The following is a 25,155-nucleotide window of genomic DNA, read 5'->3' on the forward strand; positions in this document are numbered from 1 at the left end:
GGGACGATGATGTCGCTGCACGTCGCGCTCCGCCGCCCCGAGCCGGTGGCCAGAATCGTTGGTATCTCGGGCATGCTGGTGGAGCCGGAACGCCTGTGTGCCGTAGTAGGCAGCTGCCCATTCGTGCTGCTGGTCCATGGCACCGCGGACGGCGTCGTTCCCTTCCGGTCGATGGAAATGGCAAGGACTGCGCTCACGGCCATCGGCGTCGACTTCCGGACGCACGTCTCGCCGGGCGTCGAGCACAGCGTCGAAGAGGATGGGTTGCTGGCGACGACCGGGTTCGCGAAACGCGCGATTGGCTGAGCAGGGGCAGGCGCGCCTTTTTAGTGCTCGCCCGCCGCTAAGCGCTTCGACCGGAACTCTGCAGCAGAAGACGCACGAAGCTGAACATCCGCACGAACAGCCAGTCCAGCTGCTCCGCGCGATCGATAATTTCTTGCGTGGTCTCCGAGTGACGGATGCGCAGGCTGTTGCCGATGCTGGTGAGCTCCTTGGCCTCATCGTCGAGTGCGGACCGCATCGCGGTGCCTTGCAGGGCGGCGCGATCCAGCAGCGCGTCCGCCTGCACCCGCTTTCCAGCGCCGGGCTCGAGCGTCTTCATGCGCTCAAAGGCATCCCACAGCTTCTCCGTGGCATCCCGACGATCCTGCAGCTTCGGCGACAGGAAGTGCGAACGCGCGTATTCCAGAAGTCCGTCCAGCTGGTCGTCGCCGGTTCGGAACATATGCCAGCCGAGCGCCTGCGCGACCGGTTGCGGCAGGATCCGCTGAGCGTGACCATCGCCATCGAGCTTGAACGCGATGCCGTTCCGCTGGAACAGTACGTTCACCTCAGCGACGAAGTTCGCCAAACCGACGGCACGATCCCACCTCATGTGGTGATGGTGCTGGAATGAGTGGTAGCTGCCGAGGATCGGCTCGCCGACGGCCGACGCGCAGAACTCCAGCAGATCGAGGATGACGGGCGTATCGGGAAGATCGCCGTGCCGAAGCGGCCATTCGATCCACGGCACCTCCGCCTTGACGAAGCGGGCGAAGGCCTGCCGGTCGCACCCGCAAGGCCCGTCGCCATCGGCGCACTGTGCCGTGAAACGGTAGCCGAAGGCCCCGTTCTCAGACCGCATCTCGATCGCCACCTTGAGCGCGTCCCACACACGCTCATCAACGACCTCCGAAACAGCCGGCCGTTGCCCGTATTCGCGATCAGTGAAATAGCTCGTGCTCAATCAAACCTCCAGGCAGACCTTTCCATTGTCGATGCGACGCCTAGCGCTTAACGGCTCGATTGTCCGAAGTCTTCGATGCGCGCGCGCGAAAGCATGACAGACAATCGCCGGCAACCGACCCTAGGCAATCTGCCTTCGAAAAACATACTGCTTATGCCTCATCCCGGAAGTGAAGACGAAAAGATACTCGGTCTGTAGCTGCGTTGAAATTCTGATGCCGATCCGTTCGCCTTTCGGCTTTTTGTGGGACAGTGGGCAAGTGTCCATGGAGCAAAGACTTTCGTCGCATTTCGGTTCGAAGCGCCCGAAACTGGGGAAAAGCGTAACTATTTTCATTGCTAGCCCTGCCACAATTTCGGGGACAAGGAAAATGTCTCCAATGCGGCCTTAATATCCGAGCATTTTTCCACGATCCCGATCAATGCGGAAAACATCGTAGAGTCGGCCCTGTGCGCGCTGATGTCGTGCATGGCACATAGCGACACAAAGAGGTTTGTGAGAAATCTCTTGATCGAGGCCGCTTCCGACAATGGCCTGCTTAGGCTACTTTCTCACGTTGCTATCACTGATCGAGAAGCGAGGTGGATCCGGATGGAGTACGACCGACAACGACTGGGTAAGCTTTGCCAAGCCAATCTAGCGTTGCAGCGCGAGAGCCAAGACTTGCGCGTTCTATCAGAAGCTCTGCGATGTCACCGGCTGCACAGACAACGATCGGGTGCCGATCCTCGACTAACTCATCGTAAGCCTGATCTGCAAGAAAGCTTGTTGTTATCAGCATGCCAAACTGGCGATGCCGAAGTCTCGAAATGAGACGCGCCAACACACGGACCCCAAGGCCGTTCGTCGGGCTGTGACATTTCGCTTCGATCGCGAAGTCGACGGTGATGCAGTTTTGCGCCTGACCGATCCGATAACGGCCGACACCGTCGCGCCCACCGTCGCGGCTCGGCCGGGTCACGTCGAGCGATACGATGTTGGGATCAATCATGCGCGCAACGTCGGCGGCGAAGTGCTCGAAAGCGACCGCATGACCCGAAAAGTGTTCGAAAACCGCGGCGGCAATCTCGCGGTGCAGTGAAGTTCGCCCAAGCTGCTGTTGCTTCGTGCGGGTTTGCTTAACCTTCTCGGCCCGCAAAACTGGTGCGCGCCCAGTCTCGATCCACGATCGGAAAGCGGTCGGACAGTGATGACCCAGCTTCATTCCGACGCGGATCTCAGCCAGCCAACGTCGATCAATCTCAGCCACATCTAGAATGGTGAAGATCGCGCGGTAGTTCTGGAACCGCTCTCCAGCGACCGATTTCCACATCGCAACGAGGTCGGACTGCTGATCGAGATGGGCAGCACCCGGAACCGCTAAGCCACGGAACACGACGTCCCGGCGCTCGGCACCTTTTGAGAAAATGAGAAAGGGCGGAATCTTATCGCGTTCTTTCGCATGCAGCGCGGCAAACACATTTCTCAGGATTTGATTGCCGCCGCGTCCCGCACGCCGATCATGTAGCTCGAAGCCGGGCCGACGATTGTCGCCGTAATAGTAGAAAACACCGTTTTCCTCGTCGAGCGTATCAGGCCAATCCGGTTCAGCGAGGGTGGTATAAAGAACGACGACGTCGGGTTCCGCCGTCGATCCCGAAAACCGGAATCCGCCTTGGTTACCGGTGCCGGTAAGCCGAGCCAGCGGCTCGCTTCCCACCGTTTGGCGCGTACGATCGCTCTCGTATGTTGCATCTACTACGAGATTTGCGGCGCCAAGAAGCTCAAACCCTATCCGTGCCAGAACAAAGCCTCCCATAATATCGAGACGACTTTGCAGCAATCGACGCGCAAGCGCCAGCGTGGCGAGCGCGGGTCTGCTTCCTAGTGCCTGGAGATGGTGAACAGGGCGGTCGGCTTATGCTGACGAACTCCGTTAGCGATTGCAGTGGCGTCGACGATCGCTGACGTGCTCCCCAAAGCTCTACCAGTCATAACTGGAGTCCGGGGTTGGTATGGTGCCCCTCGGGGCGGTGTTGCGCAACCTGCCTGGCAGCATCGGCGGGCGTCAGCCCGCCAACGCCGCTATGCGGCCGCACGTGGTTGTAGTCGTCGCGCCAGAGCCGCAGCACCGAGCGGGCGTGGCCGAGCGACACGAACAGCGTCTCGTTGAGGCACTCGTCGCGCAGGCGGCCGTTGAAGCTCTCGACGTAGCCGTTCTGCTGCGGCTTGCCGGGCGCGATGTAGTGCCACTCGATGGGTCGCTCTTGCGTCCATCTCAGGATCGCCAGGCTGGTCAGCTCGGTGCCGTTGTCGCTCACGATCATCAGCGGCGGTGCGCCTCTGGCCGCGATGATGGCGTCGAGCTCGCGAGCGACGCGGGCGCCTGACAGTGAGGTGTCGACCACCAGCGCGAGGCATTCCCGCGTGAAGTCATCGACGACCGCAAGGATGCGGATGCGCCGGCCGCTGATCAGCGTGTCGCTGACGAAGTCGAGGCTCCATCTCTGGTTCGGACCTTGCGGCAGCGTCATCGGCGCCCTTGTCCCCATGGCTCGCTTCCGGCCACGACGGCGCCTGACCCGCAGGTTCTCCTCGCGGTAAAGCCGCAGCAGCTTCTTGTGGTTCATGACCAGGCCCTCACGAGCCAGCATGATGCCAAGCCGCCGGTAGCCGAAGCGACGACGTTCCGACGCGATCTCTCGCAGCCGCGACCGTAGGTCGCCATCATCACTACGCCGGGGCGCGTAGCGCACCGACGTCCTGTCCGCGCCGAAGATGGTACAGGCCCGACGCTCGCTGATGCCGAACAACCGTCGAGCATGCTCGACAGCCTTCCGCTGAGCGGCGGGCCTCACCAGTTTTTTGCCGCGACCTCCTTCAGAACGGCATTGTCGAGCATGGCATCGGCCAGCAGCCGTTTGAGCCGGCCGTTCTCCTCCTCCAGCACCTTCAGCTTGCGCGCCTGCGACACGTCCATGCCGCCATACTTGGCCTTCCACGCGTACAAGGTGGCGCTGCTGATCCCGTGCTTGCGACACACGTCGGCGGTCTTCATCCCGCCCTCCTGCTCGCGCAGCACCGCAATGATCTGCTCCTCGCTGAACCTGGTCTTCTTCACGTCCGTCTCCTCACGAAGGCGGACTCTAGCTCAAACTGGCAGAGTTTCAGGGGAGCACGTCATCGCAACCCCAGCGAGCTGCCGCTTTTCAAAAATCTCATCTGCCTGATCCGCCGTGCCTACCTTCTGTCCGTTCCACGTCAAAAACCGAGAACAACGTCGGTCTGCAATCTGAAGCAACTGCTTCGCACGCAACACCCGCTCGAACTCAGGCTGGTGGAAGAACCACTCGTTGAACGAGGTCTGGTCCTCCTCGGAGCCTTCAAATCGCCAGACCGAGTTCTGGCCACAGAGGTAGTTCATTGCGGAATAGATCAGCTGCGAAGCATGCTTAGAGACAACATCGATAGGCATACCCAACTTGCGGGCGGTGGCGAACAACATCACCGCTATGCTTGACGTCACATTATCAGCGCGACCCATGCCCATACCCAGACGGTCATACAGGTCGTGATAGACATATGGCCCGAATTTCAGCTCCCCGGCCATCGCGATAATATCACGCTGCGTATATTGCAGCTGATTAACTTGCCATTGCACATTCATCATTTTTGATCGGTCCTATACTTATATTTTATGGGGATTGGCACTATTTCCAGCGAGCGTGTCCAGATTGTTTAGAAGCAAGCACTGTCAGCCCGAACCTTCTTTCGTGAATGCCGACTGTCAGCGGAGACTCTCGAGATGCGTAGCCCACGCGAGTAACGCAGCCTTCTTTTCACCGTAATACGGGTATCGATTGTACACCGATTGCAGCCCTGGGAGCTTGTGGTTCACCACGCGCTCGACGATGTGCGGAGGAATACGGGGCTGATCGTGCTCATCAAGCAGTCCGTTCATACCCGTCACAACCGTGCGACGGAGATCATGAATGCTCCAAGGATCGATCTTCAGCCCCATCGGCTCCGCAAGCTTCGCCATGTCCGCATTGAGGGTGGAAGTAATCTTGCTAAACCCACTCATCTCCCGATCGGGATGGTTGCGGCTCGGCCAGACGAGCTGCTGATCCCTCCTGCGGCGTCCATGAGCATCTGAGAGCAAATCGATCATCACCGGCGGAAGACCCAACAAGAGTTCCACTTTGGTCTTGCTTCGACTACTGGGAAGAAGAAAATCGCCGCGTTCAAAATCGATCTCCGACCAGCGCATACCGAATACCTCAGCACGACGGCAGCCGGTGTGCAGGACCATTAACAGCGGTTCTCGAAACGGACCTCCCCGCTGGTCCAATGCCTTCATGAGCAAAGGGATTTCAGCGTTACTGAGCGTCCGCTCGCGAGCATGGACCTCACCGAGCTTCATCAGGTGAGCCGCAGGATCGACGGTAAGGTCGGTGATGTGCCGCCCCTTCGTGGTAGCCCACCGATATTTCCGACGCATAAAACTCTGCAGCCCGTTGGCCATCGCGGGAGCGTGCTCGACCTTCGCCTGAAGGATGCGAGCCAAGTGGTTATGCTCGACGTCGAAGTAACACATGTCGCCGATGGCAGGGCGGATGTCCCGCTCGTACATCCGCCGCTTCTCGCTCGCGGACCGACGGGTGTTGCCTTCGTGGGCCATATACTTTTCGAAGAGCCAGTCGACCGTTCGAGATGCGCGTTGTGCTGCAGCTTGCTCCTTCGCGGCCACCTCGTGGACCGGATCGCCACCCTGATCATATCCCCGCTGCATGCCCCAAGCCCATTGGCGGGCTTCTTCAACACTGTACCGCGAACATGGACCGAAAGTGAACTTCTTTCCAGTACCATTCACTCGCCGGCGAAGTGCAAAGGAGTGGTTACCAGTGGGATATACACATACTACGAGTCCTGGACACCTCGCATCCTGAATCTCATAAGACTTATCTACAGTACTGATGGACTGTATCATCTTATCGCTGATCACTTTTTTCGGCATTCGTCGATCCTTTCTGTTGAAGGACGACGCGCTTAATAGGAGTCAGATCAGACTGGCAAGCGAAATGAGTGTCAATACATTTCTTGCGGGTTATCTTAGGAGCTACTTATTTTTGATAGGTGGGCATACCCGCTTACTAGCCAGAGGTATCGCTCAGGTACCGTTTAGTTTTACGCTATGTTACACCAATGTACCGACGACCGACTTTTCGGTTAACTAAGTCGTTGCTTTGGGTCTATTTCGGTAACGCAGCGTAACATGCGGTTTAAGGTGCTTTGCGCTCTTAATCAGCGGGTCCTTGGTTCGAGCCCAAGTGCGTCCACCATTTTCATAGCCTTGTACGGTTTCGAGCCAAACCAGAATGCTGGACCATCGCCGCGGCTGTGGGACGCCGCGGCGCGTGTCTCAGCGGATGTCGAGCATTACGACTGACTTCGGCGGCAAGGTCACGGTGAGCATGCCGTCGGCCAGCGTCGCGCCGGTGAAGGCGGCCGGCTTCACCGTGTCGGGCGCATCGAACGTATTGTGCGCGTCCATCGCCGCCGCGGTGACGATCCGGCCGGTGACGGCCTTGCCGTTCACCCCGGCAAGCGTCACGGTGACATTCGCGGACTGGTTCGGATCGACGTTGGTCAGCCCCATATGGACTGCACCGTCGACGCCGCGCACCGCGCTCGCGCTGACGGCCTTCATCGTCCATTCGTTCTTGTTGTACCAGCGCGACTGCACCTCGACGGGCAGGACGAGGCCGTCCTGATAATCCTTGTACAGATCGAACACCCAATAGGTCGGCGTCTTCACCATCCGCGCACCGTCGGTCAGCAGCATCGCCTGGAGCACGTTGACCATCTGTGCGATGTTGGCGCCGCGTACGCGGTCCGTGTGCCTGGCGAAGATGTCGAGGTTCAGGCTCGTCACCAGGGCGTCGCGCAGCGAGTTCTGCTGGTACAGGAAGCCGGGGTTCGTACCGGGCTCCACATCGTACCAGGTGCCCCATTCGTCGACCAGCAGAGCGACGCGCTTCTGCGGATCGTGCTTGTCCATCATCTTCGCATGGCCGGTGATGTATTCGTCCATCTTCAGCGTCTTGGCCAGCGTGCGCGCCCACTGGTCTTCGTCGAAGCCGGTCGCCGCGCCCTTCTTCTCCCAGGTATAGGGGATGGTATAGTAATGGATGCCGATGCCGTCGAACGTGTCGCCGGCCTTGCGCATCATCACATCGGTCCAGTTATAGTCGGCCATGTTGGCCCCACTGGCGATCTTCATGATCTTCACGCCGCTCGGCGCCTTGACGAAGGTGGAATAGCGCCGTGTCTCGTCCGCTGCATAGTCGGGCAGCATGGCACCGCCGCAGCCCCACAGTTCGTTGCCGAGGCCGAACATCGGCAGCGCCCAGGGCGCTTTGCGCCCGTTGGCTGCCCGCTCCTTCGCTAGACTCGATCCCGTCGGAGAGGTCATGTACTCGACCCACTCGGCCATTTCGTAAGGCGGTGCCGAGCCGATATTGCCCGAAACATACGGTTCCGCGCCGACCAGTTCGGAATAGTTCATGAACTCGTGCGTACCGACGGCATTGTCCTCGGTCACCCCACCCCAGTGGGTATTGATCTTAACCTTGCGCTTGCCCGGTGCGCCGATCCCCTCGCGCCAGTGATATTCGTCCGCGAAGCACCCGCCCGGCCAGCGGATCACCGGCACGCGGATCGCCTTCAGCGCGTCGAGCACGTCGCGGCGATAGCCGTCGACATTGGGCACCTTGCTGCCCTTGCCCACCCAGATCCCGCCATAGATGCCCGAGCCCAGATGCTCGGCGAACTGGCCGAGGATGCGTCGGTCGAATTTTGGTGCGGGCGTGTCGCCGTGGACCGTCACGGTCGCGCGCGCACCATCGGCCGGCACCGCGGCACGCATTCCCTGCTGCGCGAACGCCGGAGTGGACAGGGCAAGCGCGACCGCGCCCACGATTGTTCCGCGCATGATCCCGTTCTCCCGTGGGTCCGCTCGAATGGCGGAACTAAATGTCAGACAATAGCCCGGCAGCGAGGCGATGCAAGGGCAGTGCGGCCCCGACAGGATGTTCGAAACGAGGCAATTCGGTAAGAGCCTGGGATCATCGCCCTGCGCGCCTCCGGCAACGGGTGTCGAGCGCGACAGCAGGGTTCTTGGGCCTGCGGATCGAACGACGATCTGAAGCCGGCGTTTCGCTTTCCTTCAGCACAGACACGTCGTGCTTCCGCTCCGCCAGAAGCGTGTTCGACCGCCATTTCCTACCGTCGAGCGCTCACGACCGAGGCGCCCCCGACATCGTGATGCCAGCAAGCCGCTCACACTTGGGACAAGCGGGCAAGCCGGCGCGTGACCATCGGCACGGTCAGCATCGTGCTGGCCAGTGCCATGAGCAGCAGCGCGGTGAATGTCTCGTGGGTGATGATCTTCTTGTCCAGCAGGATGTTGACGAAGATAATCATGATCAACGCCTTGGTCTGGAGCAGCCAGCCGATTACCGCGGCCTCGCCCTTGCGCCACTTGAGGATACGCCCGGCGACGTGAACCCCCGCCAGCTTGCCGCCGACCGAAGCCGCGAGCAGCAGCGCGGCGGCACCGCAGACCTGCGCGCCGCCGACGCCCCATTGCGTCTTGAGGCCGGTCGACAGGAAGAACACCGGCATCACCGCAAGCAGCACGAAGTGGCGGAACTGATCGAGACGCCCGGTATCGAACCAGCGGCGTTCGAGGACCGCGCCCGACACGAAGGCGCCGACCATGAAGTGCAACCCCGCCCAGTCCGCCGCGAAGCCGCATCCCGCGAGCCAGATGAGGCTGACATACCAGCGGTCGCGCTCTTCGATCCGCGCCATCAATCGGCGGACGATGACGGTCGCCACCGCGAAGCCGGCCAGAAATCCGGCCTGTCGCCCGACCCGTTCCCAATCGAGCAGGATCAACGCCAGCACGCCCCAGATCGCGATATCGTCGATGCTGGCGTACCGAAGGATACGCTGGCCGAGCGGATGGCGGAGAATATCCAGCTTTTCAAGGAACAGCACCAGGATCGGCAGGGCGGTCACCGCGCATGCCATGCCGATGCCCAGCACCACCTGCCACGTCGCGCCGTCCGGTCCACGCCAGCCGGGAAAGCGCAGCATCAGCAACGCCATGAGGCTACCGATCGCGAGGGGAAAAGCGAGCGCCAAGCCGGCGGTCACGCCCGTTTCACGACGGCATTTCCACGCTTCGGCCAGATCGAGCTCGATGCCGGCGACCCAGACGAACATCATGACCGCCCACCATGCGATACCGTTCAGAGAACCCAGCGTCGCGGCCGTGAAGATCGTCGCATAATAGTCCGGGAACGTAGCCCCCAGCACCCCAGGCCCGAGCAGGATGCCCCCCACGATCTGAACGACGACGAGCGGTGCCCAGAAATCCGTCCGTCCCAGCCGCCACACCAGATATGGCATCGTGAAGATGACCATTATTGCCAGGAGGAACACCTCCGTCGGCGTCATGCGCATGCAGATTCCCCCCTGTTGCGCGATAATGGCGTGAAAGCGCGCCTTCCCCAAGACGAGCCACGATCACGGCCGGCGATACCCGTCGTCGCCTATGGACCTGACGCGGATCGCCATTCACCCGAACCGTTCGTCTCGACTAGGGGCCGCGCCTGTCGATATCCAGTATCGAGAGAGGCTCCCTTTGGGCACCGACCTCACGTGTACGCCGTCTCGACAAGCCCGACGGCGACCTGAGGCGAACGGAATGGGTGGAATGTCGACCTGGTCCGGCCTCGTCAGCCAGGTCCGGGTGTGGGCCACTCACGCCTTCCTCGGCCTTCGCACCGCCTCGGTGGCGTTCGCTGCGTCATCCCGACTTGCTATTGGGCCGGTTCCGCGGCCGATCGAGCCCTTTCGGGGGTCGTTCCCTGCCCCATGAACGGCGTCAGGCGGAACGCCACGGTGACCGGCGTCAGCGGGACGCGATAGGCGGCAAGCGGCTTGCCGAATTCGCTCCACTGCGTGTCTCCGCCGACGCCCCACTGTGCGGCGTCGACCAGCAGCGTGACCTGGCCGTGCGGCACCACGTCGGTGGACTTCCACGTGCCCGGCGTCTTGCGATCGAGGTCCGCGTAGGGGAACGCCAGCGCGTTCATCATCAGCGGCCGGTCGCCCTCGATCCGCACGCCGCCGGTGGTGTCGGACAATTCCATCCAGCGCACATCGACCTTGTTGCCGGTTTCCTGCGGGCGAATATAGTCGTGGTTCTGTGCCGCGATCGCGCCGCGCCACAGGCCGATCGGCGCCGACGTCAGGCGATCGACATAGCTTTCGTGCGGGCCACGGCCGTACCATTCGACCGTCTTCAGGTCGGAGGGCATCGCGAGGGCCAGTCCGACGCGAAATGGGCCGGGAAGGTCCTGCTTGATCGGCGTGAACCGGCCCGCGATTCCGACCGACCCGTCCGGCGCCATGGTATAGCGCGTCTCGAACGCCGCGGTGCCATTGCCCAGATCATAGGTGGCGACGATCGCCCCGGCGCTCCGATCCGCGATCACCGAGCGGACCGTGCGAGTATCGCTCATCGTCTTCCACATCGCCAGCTGCTTGTCGGTGCCGATGCCGATGTCGTTATCGGTCACCGCCCGCCAGAAATGCGGTTGCCCCCCGCTCGCGATGATCCGCCCGTCCTTGCGATATCCGGCGACCAGCCCGGTCTTGCGATCGATTTCCAGCGAGGCGCCACCCGCGGCCAGCGTGATGCCGCCGCTCGCCTGCGTTACCGCGACCGCCTTGGCAGCGGAGGGAGATGGCAAGGCGGGAACGGCAGCCGGCGACAGCGCGAACTGCTCGAAGCCGATCACCGTGCCACCCGGCACCAGCGGCACCGTGCCGCCCTTTGCGCGCACCGTGACGGTGACGAAATACTCCGCATCGGGTCGCCGTGTGACCGACGCCACGGGCAACGTGATCGTTTCGGCGCTACGCGCGGCGGTGGTCAGGCCGGGCAGCTTGCCCGACGCGACCGCGACGCCGTTCTCCTCCACCGTCCAGTCCAGATAGAAGCCGGACAGGGTGCTGAAATCGTGGCGGTTGCGCACCGTGACCCTGCCGCTGGCAGGATCAAAGCTGTCGAACTGCACCGGCGCATAGACCTTGCGCAGCTCGTAGAAGGGGGGATTGGGTGTGCGATCGGACTGCAGCAACCCGTCGCCGAATTCGATCTCGCCGCCCGGATTGGGGCCATATTCGCTGCCGTCGCCCCAATAGCGCCGACCGTCCTTCGTATAGCGATACATCGACTGATCGACCCAGTCCCACGCGAAACCGCCCTGCAGCTTGTCGGGGTGCGCGTAGATCGTGTCCCAATATTCCTTCAGGTTGCCGCCCGAATTGCCCATCATGTGCGCATATTCGCACTGGATCACGGGCTGCTTGAAATTCCAGTTGGTGGCATAATCCGCCAGCTTCACCGCCGGATCGTACATCGGCGCATAGATATCGGCGTACCAGTTGGGGCGATGGTCGCTGATCCCGTCCCATGTGCCCCAGCCGAGATAGCTGATGAGGCGACCCGGATCGCGCGCCTTTGCCGCAGCCGCAGCCGCCTCGAAATTGGGGCCGATGCCGGCTTCGTTGCCCAGCGACCAGAAGATGATCGACGGATGGTTCTTGTCACGATCGACCATGTTGACGACGCGGCTGACATGCGCGTCCTTCCAGGCGGGGTCGAAGCCGATCTGATATTTGCCGCGATCCTCGGGATGCTTGTTGGCATAATCCATATAGGCGTGGCTCTCGATATTCGCCTCGTCCATGACGTAGAGGCCGTATCGATCCGCGAGTTCGTAGAGATACGGGTCGTTGGGATAGTGCGACGTACGCACCGCATTGATGTTGGCGCCCTTCATCAGCCGGATGTCGCGTTCCATCGATTCGCGGCTGACGACGTGGAAGGTTTCGGGATCATGCTCGTGGCGATTGACGCCGCGAATGGTGATCGGTCGACCGTTGACGCTGACCAGCCCGTTCCTGATCGCGACCGTGCGAAAGCCGATCGACCGGACGGTCGACTGGATGATGCGGCCCTTCGCGTCGTAGAGCTCGACCAGCAACCGGTAGAGATTGGGCGTTTCGGCGGTCCACGCCTTCACGCCGGGGACGCGACCGCGCAGCGTGACGCTGCGTTCGTCCTTTCCGGCGGGTACGGCCATGCGGCCCTCCAGCACCTGACGATCGCCATCGGTCAGGACGTAGCGCGCGCTGGTGGCGACGCCCGGAGTCACCGCGACATCGACACCGAGCACGCCGTCGCGATAATCGTCGGACAGTCCGGCATGGACGAACACGTCGCGCACGCGGGTGGGCGGCGCGGCCATCAGGAAGACCTCGCGCTCGATTCCCGACACGCGCCAGAAGTCCTGATCCTCCAGATAGCTGCCGTCCGACCAGCGATGGATCTGGATCGCGATCATGTTGCGGCCCGGCTTCACCCAGCGGGTGACGTCGAACTCGCTCGGCAGCTTGGAATCCTCCGAATAGCCGACGCTCTGACCGTTGACCCACACGCGGTACGCCGACCCGGCCGCACCGATGTGCAGAATGACGTCCTGCCCCCGCCAGCCGGCCGGGATCTCGATATCGCGGCGATAGGATCCGACCGGGTTGGTCGCGTGCGGGATCAGCGGGCGATTGGCGGGAAAGGGATAGGTGATGTTGTTGTAGCGCGCCTGGTCGTATCCCTCGGCCTGCCAGTCGGCGGGCACCTTGATCGATTTCCAGGCGGACAGGTCGTAATCGGGCCGCTCGAACCCGGTCGGCACCGCGTCCGCACTGGGCGAGAACTGAAAACGCCACGGACCGTCGAGCGACAGGAAACGCGCAGACTTCGTGCGGTCGCCCGCGATGGCTTCGTCCCGCGTCTCGAACGGAAAGCCGGTGGCGCGCGCGGGCATCTTGCCGCGGGCGAACACCGCCGGGTTTTCCCAATCGGGACGCGATGGATCGATCTGTACCGGCTGGACGCTGGGGGCCTGTGCGCGCGCGCTGCCGCCGGACGCCAGATCGCCGATCGCAACGATCGCGACCGCGCATCCAAAACCGAAATTTTTCATAAGAACAATCCTGGTCAACCGCCCGTTCGCCGAGCTGGAAAGAGGCGGACGGGCCGGTAACCCGGACCCGTCCGCACCCTGGCCGGTATCAGAAGGAGAAGCGTACCCCCGCGTCGTAGCGCGGCCCGAAATTCTGGTACGTCAGCACCTGATTGTCGAACCGTCCGGTCGTGATGTATTTGGCATTGAACAGGTTCGTACCCTCTACGAACACCTGCGCAAAGGGCGTGACGTTGACGGAGATGCTACCGTCGAACTGGCCGTAGTTGCGGACAAAGACAGGCTCGTTGCCGGGGCCGCCGGCAAGCGTCTGGAGGAAGCGTTCGCGACGGTTGTAGGCCATGCGGGCCGAGATGCCGTATTTTTCATAGAATATGGTCGCGTTCTGCGAGTTGCCGATCCCTTCGGCAGCAAAGGACTGGCCGACCTGGTTGATATCGAACTCCCTGTTCGTCTCCACGAACGTGGCGTTCGCCTGCACGCCGAAGCCGCTGAGGACGCCGGGCAACCAGTCCAGCGTGTGCACCACGTTGAGTTCCAGCCCCTTGACCTTGAGCGACTGCGCGTTGCGCGGCCGACGAACGCTGAACCTCGCGGCATTCCGGCTAACGATGAGGCCCCCGACAGGCAGGTTGCCGGCATTGGCGATCGGGAACACCTCGTCGCCAAAGCTCTGGACGATGAAGTCATCGATCGTCTTGTGGAATACGGCAGCCGACACGGTCGTCGTCGGGGTGGGATACCATTCCAGCGATGCGTCGAAGTTCGTCGCACGGTAGGGCTTCAGGGCGGGATTGCCGCCGCTTGCGGTCAGCGTGGCCGGCCGCAGGGTTTCGAAGTTGAGGCTCGGGGCGAGATCCCCGATCGCGGGCCGGGTCAGCGTCCTGTACGCCGCCAGACGAAGCTGGAACTTCGGCGTGAAGCTCAGCCGTGCGCTCAGATTCGGCAGGAAGTTGTTGTAGGAGGATCGACGCGAGACCGATACCGCCGCACGATTGTTGCCAAAGACGCCGTTGTAGATCGTGGGATCGCCCGGCACGGGCAGGAGATCGGTCAGTTGCAGCTGCTGGCCGTCCGACTGCAGTTCCGTATATTCGTAACGGGCGCCCACGTTGATGAACCACGGCATGCCACCGATATCGCCGTTGAGATCCATGTCGGCATAGCTTGCATACACCACTTCCTTGACACGACTGGAAGGCTGGGGCGACACGGCATAGCCGTTGGTCGTGGCATACAGCGCCGCAGTGGTGCCGACAGGCTGATTGCGAGCCCGATCCAGCGCCGCCGTTGCCGCCGGGCTGGTCAGGAACGAAAAGTAGCGACGGGCGTCGAAACTCAGAAACTGGGCCGGCACCGAGCCGCTGCCCGCTCCGAGCGAATTCAGCGTGTACAGGCTCAGCAACGAGGGATCGGCCGCCGTCGGATACCCGCAATAGACGCAGCCGACATTCGGGTCGGACGTGATCGGCACGTTGTTCTTGTCGCGGGAGGTTCGCGTCAGGCCGAACCGGAACGTATCGAAGATCCCCCAGCCCGGCTTCCACTCGGTGTTCCAGCGGAATTCATTCACTTTCTCGGTGATGTCGTTGCCGCTGATTCCGGCGATATGCGTCAGCCCCCGCGACGGATCGGTCAGTGCTCCGGCGCCATAACCGAAGGTGGAGGGGATTTCGTTCTGCCCCGCGGCGGTGAACGAGTAGCGCGACGGCGATCCGATGACCGCGAAATAGCTCTTGCCGCCGCCGGCGTTCTTGGCACGGGACCACGTCGCGTCGAATACCATGTGCACGGTGTCGCTGGGACGCCACTCGGCGTTGAACCCGGCTTCATACGTCTTGGTTTCGCGCACCGCGCCGCCGGCGATGAAGTCAGCGTTGCCATTGGTCGTCAAGGACGTGATCGAACGGTTGCCGTCGATCGTCGCCGCCGTGTAGCTCGACGGCTCGAACCAACTGCCGAGCGCGCGGCGGGTAGAATCGCTCTTGAAGCGGTTGAACAGGCCATCGACGGTGAACGTGAGTTCGTCGCTGGGCGCATACTGCGCGACCAACGTCGCGCCAAGACGCGTCCGGTCGTCAAGCGTCGTGCCGACGTCCTGGTTACGCGGGGCGTAGACGTTGGTGAACAGCGGCGCGTTGGCTGGGCCCACCGCCGTGCGCGGGATGTAGCCGTCCGTGGTGATCGACGTCACCGCCGCCTTGCGGCGCTGATAGGAAAGCGACGCGAGCAGACCTAGCTTACCGTCGGCGAACGTGTCGCTCAGCAGGCCGAACAGTTGCGGCGTGAACTTTTCGCTGTTCTTCTCGTAGTTCGCCTTGGCGGTGAAGACGCCCTTGAATTCTTTCAGGGCCAGCGGCTTGGGCGTCTGGAGGTTGATCGTCGCACCGATGCCACCGCTCTGCAGGGGCGCCTGCGAGCTCTTGTACACCTGTGCGCCGCTGATCAGTTCTGCGGGGAGAAGATCGAACGAGAAGGAACGGTTGTAGTTGTCCGACGCGAAGCTGCGTCCGTTGAACAGAACCGTGTTGAAGTTGGGGCCCAGGCCGCGAACGGTCACGGACTGGCCTTCGCCGTTGCTGCGGTCGATCGCGACCCCGGGGATCCGCTGGAGCGATTCGGCGACGTTCGCGTCGGGGAACTTGCCCAGATCCTCGGACGAGATGGCATCGAGGATGCCGGAGGCTTCGCGCTTCTGCGCACCTGACGATTCGATACTGCGGCGGATACCGGTCACGACGATGTCCTCTGCGCTGACATCCGCCTCGGCTTGTCCCGGTGCCACCTGCGCCGCTGCAGACGCCGTGACGATCAGCGCGCCAAATGCGCTCGCAAGCCCATATGCGGCATAAAGAATTTTGGATTTCGACCGCCCTTGCTTGATCATCATCACTCTCCCTCTGAATTTTTGACCCGCCTCGATTGAGCAGACCTGAGCCATCTGCTACAGATTTATCTGACAAATACAATTCCCAATTATCTTATAAATGCCATCACAGGTAATGTGAGGCTCAATGCCTTGAAAAGGCGGGAGAAGTGATGCCAAAGGTGGACGTGACACACGAGGGTGTACGGGCGATCGTGGTGGTCGGGGGCGGGTCGGCCGGCTGGCTTGCCGCCTGTCGGCTGGCCGCACGGGCGGTTCAGACCGGCAGCAATCTTACGGTCCGACTCGTCGAATCAGCGACGGTGCCAAGTGTCGGCGTGGGCGAAGGCACGTGGCCGACCATGCGCAATACGCTGCGCAAGATCGGCATCAGCGAAACGACGTTCATCCGGTCATGCGATGCGGCGTTGAAGCAGGGGGCATGTTTCGTCGGCTGGACCGACGGCACGCCGGCCGATGCCTATTATCATCCGCTCAATCCCCCCGCGGGCATGGGGGACATCGATCTTGCGCCCTATTGGCTCAATCGAGCGGACGCCGACGACACGGACTTCGCCGACTGGGTCGATTACCAGGCCGCGCTTTGCGAGGCGGGACTGGCGCCCAAGACCATCACCGCGCCGGAATATGGCGGTCACGCCAATTACGCGTACCATCTCGACGCGGGCAGGTTCGCGACATTGTTGCGCGACCACGCGGTCGCCTCGCTCGGCGTCGAACATGTCGTCGGCGACGTCGTTCGGGTCCATCAGCGGGACAATGGCGATATCGAGAGCGTCGAACTGGCGGACGGCCGCGCGCTCGCCGGCGACCTGTTCGTCGATTGCTCGGGTTTTGCCGCGCTGTTGATCGGCGGCGTCTACGATGTCCCGTTCCAGCCCTGCGGCGATATTCTCTTCGCCGACCGGGCCCTTGCGATGCAGGTGCCGTATCGGGGCGAAGACGACCCGATCGCGTGCCATACCATCTCGACCGCGCAGGACGCAGGGTGGGTCTGGGACATCGGCCTGTGGACGCGCCGCGGCGTCGGGCATGTCTACAGCAGCGCCCACACCAGCGATGACGAGGCCGAAGCGGCACTGCGGCGCTATGTCGGCCCCGCCGCGGACGCCCTGACGGCGCGCAAGATCGCCTTCATCGCCGGTCATCGCGCGCGCTTCTGGCAGAACAACTGCGTCGCGATCGGCCTGTCCGCAGGGTTTATCGAGCCGCTCGAGGCATCGGCCCTGATGCTGATCGAAACGTCACTGGACGCGCTGGTCGATCGATTGCCGCAGACCCGATCGACGATGGATGCGGTATCGCGGCAGTTCAACGAGACCTTCCAGCATCACTGGCAACGGATCATCGAGTTCCTGAAACTCCACTATGTCCTCACCAAGCGACGCGACACCGATTTCTGGCGCGACAATGTCGCGGCATCATCGATCCCTGCTGCGTTGCAGGAACGTCTCGACCTGTGGACGCACCACTCACCGGCGCCGCAGGACTTCTCGCACGCGCGCGAGGTCTTCTCCTGGCCCAGCTACCAATATATTCTCCACGGAATGCGCTTCGGCGGGAGCTATATGGGGCGGCCCGCCACCGCCGAGGGCGCGTCGGTCGCCGCGCTCGTTGCGCGAAATGCGCGGATTCGTACCGACCTGATGGGTAAGTTGCCGCGGCACCGCGATCTCCTGCGTGCGGTCCGCGAACACGGGCTTCAGCTGGTATGAGCCAGGTTCGCCCCCTGAACCGTACCGACCACGGATCGCTGTGTTTCGATCGCACCGTCGTCGGCCCTGCCCGGCGCATCGTCCAGATCGGACTGTCCGAAATCGCGCTGGTCGCCGCGGACATGCCGATCTGCCTCGCCAAGGATGCGAACACCGGCAAGTTCAACCTCGTGGCGCTCACGGGTCTCGTGGAACCGGTCAACCTGTTCGTCCACGATTGCCGTTTCCGTGCGACCTATTGCCCGCGCGCATTGCAACTGACGGGCTTCCGGCTCGATGCGGGCGGTGTCGCAGGACTGGCGGTGGATGCGAGCGATCCCTCGATCGGCAGCTCGGGCGACCCGCTGTTTCGCGACGGTGAACCGACGTCGCTGCCGACCGGGATCGCAGCGGCGCTGGAGGATTTGCTGGCGGACATCGATGCGGCGCGCAGCCTCGTCGATGGCTATGGCGTGCAGCGCCTCATCCGGCCGCTTCACTTCGTGCTTCGTGACGATTCCGGCCACGATCATGTAATCGACGGACTCTACACGATCAGCACCGAAGCACTGATGCAATTGCCGGACGATGCTGTCGTGCCGATGCATCGCTCCGGAGCCCTCGCCTCGGCTGCGCTGCTCACCGCGTCGCTCTCCCAGGTCGAACGATTATGCCAGTTGCACAATGCCGGCGCGGAACAACGGCTGCATGTCATCCGGTTGTCCGACAACGAGGATTATCACACATTCTAGCCAACGCCCCCCCGCGGAAGGATGGCATGATCATTCCAGAGTTGCCCGTGGAACTCGGCCGTAACTTGACGCATGGCATGCTCGACGCGCTGGGCAAGGCCATTGTGACGGGCCGCTACGACTCCAGCCGCTTTCCGACCGAGGCGGAAATATCAAAAACCTACGGCGTCAGCCGCTCGGTCACGCGTGAGGCCGTCAAGATGCTGACGGCCAAGGGGCTGGTTGCCGCCCGCCCCCGGCAGGGCACGGTGGTGCAGCCGACCTCGCTCTGGAACCTGTTCGATACAGATGTGCTGCGCTGGCTGCTCGACCGGAAATTTTCGATCGAACTTCTCCAACAGTTCAACGAACTGCGCATTGCAATCGAACCGGAGGCAGCGAGCCTTGCGGCAGGCTATCATAGGGAGGGGGAATTGACGGACATTCAGGCCGGCCTGGCCCGGATGATCGCCGCCGAACAGGGGGGGGACGACGCGCTGGACGCCGACATCGCGTTTCACGTCGCGATCTTGCGGGCGTCCCGCAATCCCTTCTACGGCCAGTTCGAGGCGATGGTTTCCACGGCGCTGCGGACGTCGATCCGTTTCACCAACCGTATCAAGGGCCGCAGCGCGAACATCGACGATCACGCCGCGGTAGCGGACGCGATCGCGCGGCGAGATTCCAGCAACGCCAGGAACGCGATGCGGGGGATTATCGGCGACGTGCTTGACCTGATTAAGGAAAGCGCCGTGCCCGAAACGGGCATCACGCCATCTTCGCTATAGACACTCTGTCGTCGGGTTCCAAAGTCCTGGGAACGACGATATTGAACGGCTCCGGGTTCGTCGGAGGCTCCAACTCTTGAGCAGGTGGAGCCATAACGGGCAAGACGACGAACAAATTTACGCCCGAAGGCCGCGAGCGACCGGTACGGTTGGTTCTCGACCACCAGCGGGATCATCCATCGCCATGGGCGACGGTTGTGTCGATCGCGGACAAGATCGGCTGCGTGCCGCAGACGCTGCATGAGCGGGTGAACAAGGCCGAGGTCGACAGCGGTAAGCGCGGCGGTTTTCCAAACGAGATTGTCGACAGGCTGGAGGCACTGGAGCGCGAGGTCCAGGAGTTACGGCGGGCCAACGAGATACTGCGCAACGCTTCCGCGTATTTTGCTCAGGCGGAGCTCGACCGCCCGTTTCGGCGATGATCGCGTTCATTGACGATCACCGGAATGCCTATGCGGTCGAGCGCGAGCGCCGGGAGCCGTTACGGATGCCGACGACCCGCATCGCGGGATCAGGACAGTGGGCTGGCGTCGCTGCCTGAAGTGCCGCCGTTCATTCTTCTTAAAGGACGTGGTTCGTCTGCGCTTGTGCAGCGGCGCTCAGGGCTGCCGGGAAGACGAAGACAAATACAGATGACAAAGTTGCGGGAGTTGCCATCTGGGCTCCCGCAATGATGGTTAACGCCATCGACCCCTCGCCAACTAGCCTCGGGGCCAGCAGTGGGGGGGGGTATCGGCTTTCCCGACTCTGACACTGCCAGCACCCTCAACCCTTCGGACGTGGGGTGCTGCTATGAGCACAGTCATCCGCGCGGATCAGCTATGGTCCGCTTATGGATGAACTGCTTACGCGAACGGGCAGCTTTCGCTGCCCGCTTAAACCATAGCGATTGCTTGGTTTGTTGGTCGGGGCGACAGGATTCGAACCTGCGACCCCCACACCCCCAGTGTGATGCGCTACCAGGCTGCGCTACGCCCCGACCGAGGGACGGGCCATTACGCGGCACCGCCCGGCGATGCAAGGCCTTGCGCGACACACGCGGAACTCGCCCGCCAAACGTTGCGCCGCCGCCCAAGCGATGATAGCGCGCGGCGGTTCCTGCGTGGGCCTTCCGCCTGCGCCACCAGCCATGTTTGGGGCCGATGTTCATTCCTTCCGCTTACGCCCAGGCCGCGGGCGCCGCCGCACCGTCGAGCGGCATCGCGAGCTTCCTCAGCCTCGCGCCGCTGTTCCTCGTCTTCGTCGTCTTCTATTTCCTGATGATCCGCCCACAGCAAAAGCGGATGAAGACCATCCAGGCCGCGGTGGCCGCGGTGAAGAAGGGCGATTCGGTCGTCACCGCGGGCGGGCTGCTCGGCAAGGTGACGAAGGTTGAGGACGCGTTCGTCGAGGTCGAGATCGCGCCAAACACCCGCGTCCGCGTCGTCAAGGCGACGCTCGCCGAGGTGACCAGCCCGAACTCCAAGCCGGCGAACGACTGACATGCTCGACTTTCCCCGCTGGAAGGTCTGGTCGATCGTCGGAGTGCTCGCGGTGCTCTGCGCGCTGGCGATTCCGAGCTTCCTGCCCGAACGCATGACCGCCAGCTGGCCCGTCAAGGCGCCGCGGATCAACCTCGGGCTCGATCTGGCCGGCGGCAGCTACCTGCTGCTCGAGGCGGACGTGAACGACGTCGCCGCCAGCCGCATCGAACAGATGCGCGAGCAGGTATCGACCGAGATGCGCCGCCAGACGCCGCGGATCGAGATCGGCGACATCTCGACGCGCGGCGGCAGCCTGTCGTTCATGCTCCGCGATCCCGGCCAGGTCGACGCTGCGCGCGAGCGATTGCTGTCGATCACCGGCGGTGGTGCGGGCATGACAGGCCAGCGCGAGTGGGACATCCAGGTCGTCGATTCGAGCCGCTTCGTACTGACGCCGACGCAGGCCGGCCTGACCCAGGCGATCGACACCGCGATGCAGGACGCGACGGAAGTCGTGCGCCGCCGCATTGACGAACTCGGCACGCGTGAGCCGACGATCGTACGCTCGGGATCGAGCCGCATCGTCGTCCAGGTCCCGGGCCTCCAGAATCCGCAGGCCTTGAAGGACCTGCTGGGCAAGACCGCCAAGCTGGAATTCAAGCTGGTCGACCAGTCCGCCGATCCGCAGGCGCTGGCGCGCAACCAGGCGCCTGCTGGCAGCCAGGTCCTGCCCTATCCGTCGAATCCCTCCGGCCTTCCGAAGATCGCGGTCAAGCGCTCGGTCATCCTCTCGGGCGACCAGCTGGTCGACGCGAAAGCCGAGGTGAACGGCGAAAACAATCAGTGGCAGGTCGCGATCGCGTTCGACAGCCAGGGCGGCCGCCGCTTCGCGCGGGTGACGCAGGAGAACGTCAACAAGCCGTTCGCGATCATCCTCGACAATTCGGTCGTCTCCGCGCCCAACATCAACGAGCCCATTCTTGGTGGGCGCGCCTCGATCTCGGGCAGCTTCAACGCCGATTCGGCGAACCAGCTCGCGATCGCGCTGCGTTCGGGCAAGCTGCCGGTGGCGCTGAAGGTGATCGAGGAACGCACGGTCGGTCCCGATCTGGGCGCCGATTCGATCCGTGCGGGCATCCTTGCCTCGGGCGTCGCGGTCGCGCTCGTCGTCGCGTTCATGCTCGTCACCTATGGCCGGTTCGGCGTCTATGCGAACCTCGCGGTCGTCATCAACGTGTTCGTGATCCTGGGCGTGCTGGCGCTGCTCAACGGCACGCTGACGCTGCCGGGTATCGCGGGCTTCGTGCTGACGATCGGCACCGCGGTCGACGCGAACGTGCTCATCAACGAGCGCATCCGCGAGGAGCATCGCCGCGGGCGCAGCATCGTCCAGTCCGTCGAACTCGGCTACAAGGAAGCCAGCCGCACGATCTTCGAGGCGAACGTGACGCACGCGATCTCGGGCATCATCATGTTCCTGCTGGGCTCGGGTCCGGTGAAGGGATTCGCGGTGGTGCTGCTGATCGGCATCTGCACCTCGGTGTTCACCGCGGTGACGTTCACGCGGATGATGGTCGCGATCTGGTTGCGGCGCGCCAAGCCGAAGACGATCACGATATGATCGCCCGCCTCTCCTCCCCCCGTCATCCCGGCGAAGGCCGGGATCCGGAACCGCGCGCGCCGCGGCCGGGTCGCTGGACCCCGGCCGTCGCCGGGGTGACGGCAAAGGTCCTGTCATGAAACTGCTGAAACTCGTCCCCGACGATACCAATTTCGATTTTGTCCGGCTTCGCGGCTGGGCATTCGGGCTGACGCTGCTGCTCAGCATCCTCGCGGTTGGCCTGACGGTCGGGCGCGGGCTCAACCTGGGTGTCGATTTCGTCGGCGGGCTGATGGTCGAGGAGAAGTTCGCGACCGTCCCTGACAGCGACCGCGTCCGCCAGGTCGTCGACGGGCTCGGCGTCGGCGAGGCCTCGCTCCAGACGGTGGGCGACGGCAAGACCGTATCGATCCGCCTCCCCCTCCCCGCCTCCACTGACGACGGTGCCGCCAACGTCGTCGTCCGCAAGGTCGAGGCCGCACTGGCACAGCAATTCCCCGGCGCTACCTTCAGCCGCTACGACACCGTCTCGGGCAAGGTATCCGACGAGCTGATCCGCAACGGGGTGCTCGCGGTGGTCCTCGCGATCGTCGGCATCGCGCTGTTCGCGATCTTCCGTTTCGAATGGCAGTTCGGCGTGTCGACCGTCGTCGCGATCGTCCACGATCTGTTGATGACGCTGGGGTTCTTCGCGCTGACGCAGTTCGAGTTCGACCTGAACATCGTCGCCGCCGTGCTGACGATCATCGGCTATTCGATCAATGACAAGATCGTGATCGACGACCGCATCCGCGAGAACATGCGCCGCTATCGCAAGATGGAGATGCGCGAGATCATCAACCTGTCGGTGAACGAGACGCTGCCGCGCACCGTCATGACCTCGGTCACGATCCTGCTCGCGCTGTTCGCGCTGCTGCTGCTCGGCGGGCATGTGCTGCGCGGGTTCACCGCGGCGATGATGCTGGGCATCGTTGTCGGCACCTATTCGTCGATCTACGTCTCGTCGTCGCTGCTCATCACGCTGGGCCTGCGGGCCGAACCGACCGCGGCGAAACCGGGCAGCGTCGATCGTGGCGCCGACCATTCGGGCGCGGAGCGGGTCGGGCCGAAGCGCTGATGCGGATGGAGCTGGAGCGCGGGAGCACCGGGCCGACGATCCTGGGGTTTTCGGGCACCAGCTTCCGCATCGACGATACGGTTGCCCCCGCGGCCCTGCTGACCGCAGACTTCGCACGCGCGTGGACGCCCCCCGCGGTTTCCGCGCTGACGCTGGCCGACCTCGCCGACCTGATCGCCGCACGCCCGGAGTTCATCCTGTTCGGCACAGGCCTCGCACTGGTGCATCCGCCCGTCCCGCTGGTCCGTGCGCTGGAGGCGGACGGCATCGGCGTCGAGGCGATGGACAGCCGCGCCGCTGCGCGTGCCTGGGGCGTGCTGCGCGGCGAGGGTCGCCGGATCGCCGCGGCGCTCTATCCTCTCGACGCCTGAGCCGCGTCGACGCGCCTCGCCACCAGCGCGGCGAGATGATCGCGCAACGTCGCGCCATTCGCCTCCCAGCTGAACTGGGCCGCCATCGCACGGATCGACTCCTGTGCGGGCGGATGTGCGATCATCGTCGCGATCGCTGCGGCATAGGCGCTGGCGTCGCGTGCGACGATACGCCCGGCCACCGGCGACGTCACCACCTCACGCGCGCCGCCCGCGTCGGACACGAGGATCGGCGTGCCGCACGCCAGCGACTCGACCCAGGCATTGGCCAGCCCCTCCGATTCGGACGCCAGCGCCATCACGTCCGCCGCCGCGATCAGCGCGGGCAGGTCCGCATGCGGCAGCGCACCGAGCAGGCGCACGCGGTCCCCCACCCGGAGCGTGTCGATCAGCGCCTGCAACGCCGCGTGGTCCGGGCCGGCGCCTGCGATCAACAGCGAGACGCCGGGCAACCGCGCGACCGCCTTGACGACGATCGCATGTCCCTTGCGCGGAATCAGCGCGCCGACCGAGACCACGAGCGGCCCCGCGACGCCGAACGCGGCCTTTGCCGGCGCGCGATCGACCGGCGCGAACCGCGTGCGATCGATCCCGGTCAGATGCACCGTGATCCGGTCGGCAGGCATGCCGAGGGCCACCATGTCCGCTTTCATCGCGTGGCTCACCGCGAGCAGTCCGTCGGCTCCGCGCCCCGCCTCCAGCACCTGCGCACGGCTGGCGGAGACGCGCCCCGAATGATGGATGTCGGCGCCGCGCGCCTTGATCGACACCGGCACGCCGTATCGCCTGCCGAGCGCCACTGCGGCAGGGCCGTCGGGAAAGAAGAACGACGCGTCGATCACGTCGAACGACCCTGCCAGCGTGTCGAGCAGCGGCACCAGCGTCGCCGACAGCGTGCGCGGATGGAAGCGCCCGTCGGTGCCCGGCAACGACAGGAAGCGCGGGCGATGGACATCGATCCCCTTCCACGTCTCGCGCCGGGGCAGCGTCGCCAACGATCGATACCGTGCCATCCGCGAGATCGGCGCGGGCGGCACTCCGACCGGCGCGACGACCGTGACAACCACCGATGCGAGCGCCGCGAGCGCCAGCGTCTGGCGCTCGACGAACACGCCGAAATTGGGCCGCGTCGAATCGGGGAACAACGTCGAGAGGGTCAGCACGCGCAGCAT

General features: G+C 63.5%; 18 protein-coding genes, 1 tRNA gene, 1 pseudogene and 1 other annotated feature. Of the genes and pseudogenes, 9 read left to right on the forward strand and 11 right to left on the reverse strand.

Annotation, left to right across the window (positions count from 1 at the left end; translation table 11 throughout):
- Nucleotides 1-9: 9 nt before the first annotated feature.
- Nucleotides 10-306, forward strand: a complete 297-nt coding sequence (locus tag ACV7NO_RS15170) for an alpha/beta hydrolase (protein ID WP_463406794.1) — start codon at nt 10-12, stop codon at nt 304-306.
- 37 nt (nt 307-343) lie between these two features.
- On the opposite strand, the gene ACV7NO_RS15175 is transcribed toward ACV7NO_RS15170, so the two are convergent.
- The 9 genes from ACV7NO_RS15175 to ACV7NO_RS15215 form a co-directional block, all read right to left on the reverse strand.
- Nucleotides 344-1,228, reverse strand: coding sequence for a hypothetical protein (locus ACV7NO_RS15175; protein WP_463406795.1), 885 nt, complete (start codon nt 1,226-1,228; stop codon nt 344-346).
- Nucleotides 1,229-1,790: 562 nt separating this feature from the next.
- Entirely contained in the window at nt 1,791-2,927 is a 1,137-nt protein-coding gene (locus tag ACV7NO_RS15180) for a restriction endonuclease (protein ID WP_463406796.1), read from the reverse strand.
- Between the two features lie 271 nt (nt 2,928-3,198).
- A protein-coding gene (locus tag ACV7NO_RS15185; RefSeq protein WP_463405004.1) for an IS3 family transposase occupies nt 3,199-4,328 on the reverse strand; the annotation gives its coding sequence in 2 pieces (ribosomal slippage) (nt 3,199-4,076 and nt 4,076-4,328; 1,131 coding nt in all).
- A 30-nt stretch (nt 4,329-4,358) separates the two neighbouring features.
- Nucleotides 4,359-4,877 (reverse strand): hypothetical protein, encoded by a 519-nt coding sequence (locus ACV7NO_RS15190; protein WP_463406797.1) that lies wholly within the window; start codon nt 4,875-4,877, stop codon nt 4,359-4,361.
- 117 nt (nt 4,878-4,994) lie between these two features.
- Complete coding sequence (locus ACV7NO_RS15195) at nt 4,995-6,224, reverse strand: tyrosine-type recombinase/integrase (protein WP_463406798.1); 1,230 nt, start codon at nt 6,222-6,224, stop codon at nt 4,995-4,997.
- Between the two features lie 405 nt (nt 6,225-6,629).
- Nucleotides 6,630-8,201 (reverse strand): alpha-N-arabinofuranosidase, encoded by a 1,572-nt coding sequence (locus tag ACV7NO_RS15200; RefSeq protein ID WP_463406799.1) that lies wholly within the window; start codon nt 8,199-8,201, stop codon nt 6,630-6,632.
- Nucleotides 8,202-8,548: 347 nt separating this feature from the next.
- Complete coding sequence (locus ACV7NO_RS15205; RefSeq protein ID WP_463407373.1) at nt 8,549-9,733, reverse strand: cation:proton antiporter; 1,185 nt, start codon at nt 9,731-9,733, stop codon at nt 8,549-8,551.
- A gap of 365 nt (nt 9,734-10,098) precedes the next feature.
- Complete coding sequence (locus ACV7NO_RS15210) at nt 10,099-13,332, reverse strand: glycoside hydrolase family 2 TIM barrel-domain containing protein (protein ID WP_463406800.1); 3,234 nt, start codon at nt 13,330-13,332, stop codon at nt 10,099-10,101.
- 88 nt (nt 13,333-13,420) lie between these two features.
- A complete protein-coding gene (locus tag ACV7NO_RS15215) occupies nt 13,421-16,222 on the reverse strand; it encodes a TonB-dependent receptor (RefSeq protein ID WP_463406801.1) in 2,802 nt (933 codons plus the stop codon).
- 149 nt (nt 16,223-16,371) lie between these two features.
- Here ACV7NO_RS15215 and ACV7NO_RS15220 point away from each other — a divergent pair, with 149 nt between their 5' ends.
- The 4 genes and pseudogenes from ACV7NO_RS15220 to ACV7NO_RS15235 all read left to right on the forward strand — a co-directional run.
- Nucleotides 16,372-17,934, forward strand: coding sequence for a tryptophan halogenase family protein (locus tag ACV7NO_RS15220; RefSeq protein ID WP_463406802.1), 1,563 nt, complete (start codon nt 16,372-16,374; stop codon nt 17,932-17,934).
- On the forward strand, nt 17,931-18,665 hold the full coding sequence (locus ACV7NO_RS15225; RefSeq protein WP_463406803.1) for a SapC family protein: 735 nt from the start codon (nt 17,931-17,933) through the stop codon (nt 18,663-18,665). Before ACV7NO_RS15220 ends, ACV7NO_RS15225 begins: the two co-directional genes overlap by 4 nt.
- A gap of 26 nt (nt 18,666-18,691) precedes the next feature.
- Nucleotides 18,692-19,432, forward strand: a complete 741-nt coding sequence (locus tag ACV7NO_RS15230; RefSeq protein WP_463406804.1) for a FadR/GntR family transcriptional regulator — start codon at nt 18,692-18,694, stop codon at nt 19,430-19,432.
- Between the two features lie 92 nt (nt 19,433-19,524).
- Nucleotides 19,525-19,895: pseudogene (locus ACV7NO_RS15235) on the forward strand (transposase); the annotation flags it as partial.
- Nucleotides 19,809-19,935 (forward strand) — a sequence feature (AL1L pseudoknot). It overlaps the preceding pseudogene by 87 nt.
- 399 nt (nt 19,936-20,334) lie before the next feature.
- Here ACV7NO_RS15235 and ACV7NO_RS15240 read toward each other — a convergent pair.
- Nucleotides 20,335-20,411: transfer RNA gene (locus ACV7NO_RS15240), tRNA-Pro, on the reverse strand.
- Nucleotides 20,412-20,574: 163 nt separating this feature from the next.
- Between ACV7NO_RS15240 and yajC the strand changes: the two genes are divergently transcribed.
- From yajC to ACV7NO_RS15260, 4 genes are all read left to right on the forward strand, one after another.
- The gene (gene yajC / locus ACV7NO_RS15245; protein ID WP_463406805.1) at nt 20,575-20,913 is read left to right on the forward strand and encodes a preprotein translocase subunit YajC; all 339 of its coding nucleotides are present in this window, start codon (nt 20,575-20,577) and stop codon (nt 20,911-20,913) included.
- A gap of 1 nt (nt 20,914) precedes the next feature.
- The gene (secD, locus tag ACV7NO_RS15250; protein WP_463406806.1) at nt 20,915-22,516 is read left to right on the forward strand and encodes a protein translocase subunit SecD; all 1,602 of its coding nucleotides are present in this window, start codon (nt 20,915-20,917) and stop codon (nt 22,514-22,516) included.
- A 115-nt stretch (nt 22,517-22,631) separates the two neighbouring features.
- On the forward strand, nt 22,632-23,612 hold the full coding sequence (gene secF / locus ACV7NO_RS15255; RefSeq protein ID WP_463406807.1) for a protein translocase subunit SecF: 981 nt from the start codon (nt 22,632-22,634) through the stop codon (nt 23,610-23,612).
- Nucleotides 23,612-23,983, forward strand: coding sequence for an Mth938-like domain-containing protein (locus ACV7NO_RS15260; RefSeq protein ID WP_463406808.1), 372 nt, complete (start codon nt 23,612-23,614; stop codon nt 23,981-23,983). The genes secF and ACV7NO_RS15260 overlap by 1 nt, the downstream gene beginning before the upstream one ends.
- On the opposite strand, the gene ACV7NO_RS15265 is transcribed toward ACV7NO_RS15260, so the two are convergent.
- Nucleotides 23,965-25,155: a glycosyltransferase gene (locus ACV7NO_RS15265; RefSeq protein ID WP_463406809.1), complete on the reverse strand. Its 1,191-nt coding sequence runs from the start codon at nt 25,153-25,155 to the stop codon at nt 23,965-23,967. The genes ACV7NO_RS15260 and ACV7NO_RS15265 overlap by 19 nt on opposite strands.

This window comes from Sphingomonas sp. Ell38C01 (assembly GCF_055231975.1).

Bases quoted from the DNA above. Each gene is read 5' to 3' on its own strand.
- ACV7NO_RS15170 (WP_463406794.1), top strand. From the start codon at position 10: ATGTCGCTGCACGTCGCGCTCCGCCGCCCCGAGCCGGTGGCCAGAATC.
- ACV7NO_RS15190 (WP_463406797.1), bottom strand. From the start codon at position 4,877: ATGATGAATGTGCAATGGCAAGTTAATCAGCTGCAATATACGCAGCGT.
- ACV7NO_RS15195 (WP_463406798.1), bottom strand. From the start codon at position 6,224: ATGCCGAAAAAAGTGATCAGCGATAAGATGATACAGTCCATCAGTACT.
- ACV7NO_RS15200 (WP_463406799.1), bottom strand. From the start codon at position 8,201: ATGCGCGGAACAATCGTGGGCGCGGTCGCGCTTGCCCTGTCCACTCCG.
- ACV7NO_RS15205 (WP_463407373.1), bottom strand. From the start codon at position 9,733: ATGACGCCGACGGAGGTGTTCCTCCTGGCAATAATGGTCATCTTCACG.
- ACV7NO_RS15210 (WP_463406800.1), bottom strand. From the start codon at position 13,332: ATGAAAAATTTCGGTTTTGGATGCGCGGTCGCGATCGTTGCGATCGGC.
- ACV7NO_RS15215 (WP_463406801.1), bottom strand. From the start codon at position 16,222: ATGATGATCAAGCAAGGGCGGTCGAAATCCAAAATTCTTTATGCCGCA.
- ACV7NO_RS15220 (WP_463406802.1), top strand. From the start codon at position 16,372: ATGCCAAAGGTGGACGTGACACACGAGGGTGTACGGGCGATCGTGGTG.
- ACV7NO_RS15225 (WP_463406803.1), top strand. From the start codon at position 17,931: ATGAGCCAGGTTCGCCCCCTGAACCGTACCGACCACGGATCGCTGTGT.
- ACV7NO_RS15230 (WP_463406804.1), top strand. From the start codon at position 18,692: ATGATCATTCCAGAGTTGCCCGTGGAACTCGGCCGTAACTTGACGCAT.
- yajC (WP_463406805.1), top strand. From the start codon at position 20,575: ATGTTCATTCCTTCCGCTTACGCCCAGGCCGCGGGCGCCGCCGCACCG.
- secD (WP_463406806.1), top strand. From the start codon at position 20,915: ATGCTCGACTTTCCCCGCTGGAAGGTCTGGTCGATCGTCGGAGTGCTC.
- secF (WP_463406807.1), top strand. From the start codon at position 22,632: ATGAAACTGCTGAAACTCGTCCCCGACGATACCAATTTCGATTTTGTC.
- ACV7NO_RS15260 (WP_463406808.1), top strand. From the start codon at position 23,612: ATGCGGATGGAGCTGGAGCGCGGGAGCACCGGGCCGACGATCCTGGGG.
- ACV7NO_RS15265 (WP_463406809.1), bottom strand. From the start codon at position 25,155: ATGCTGCGCGTGCTGACCCTCTCGACGTTGTTCCCCGATTCGACGCGG.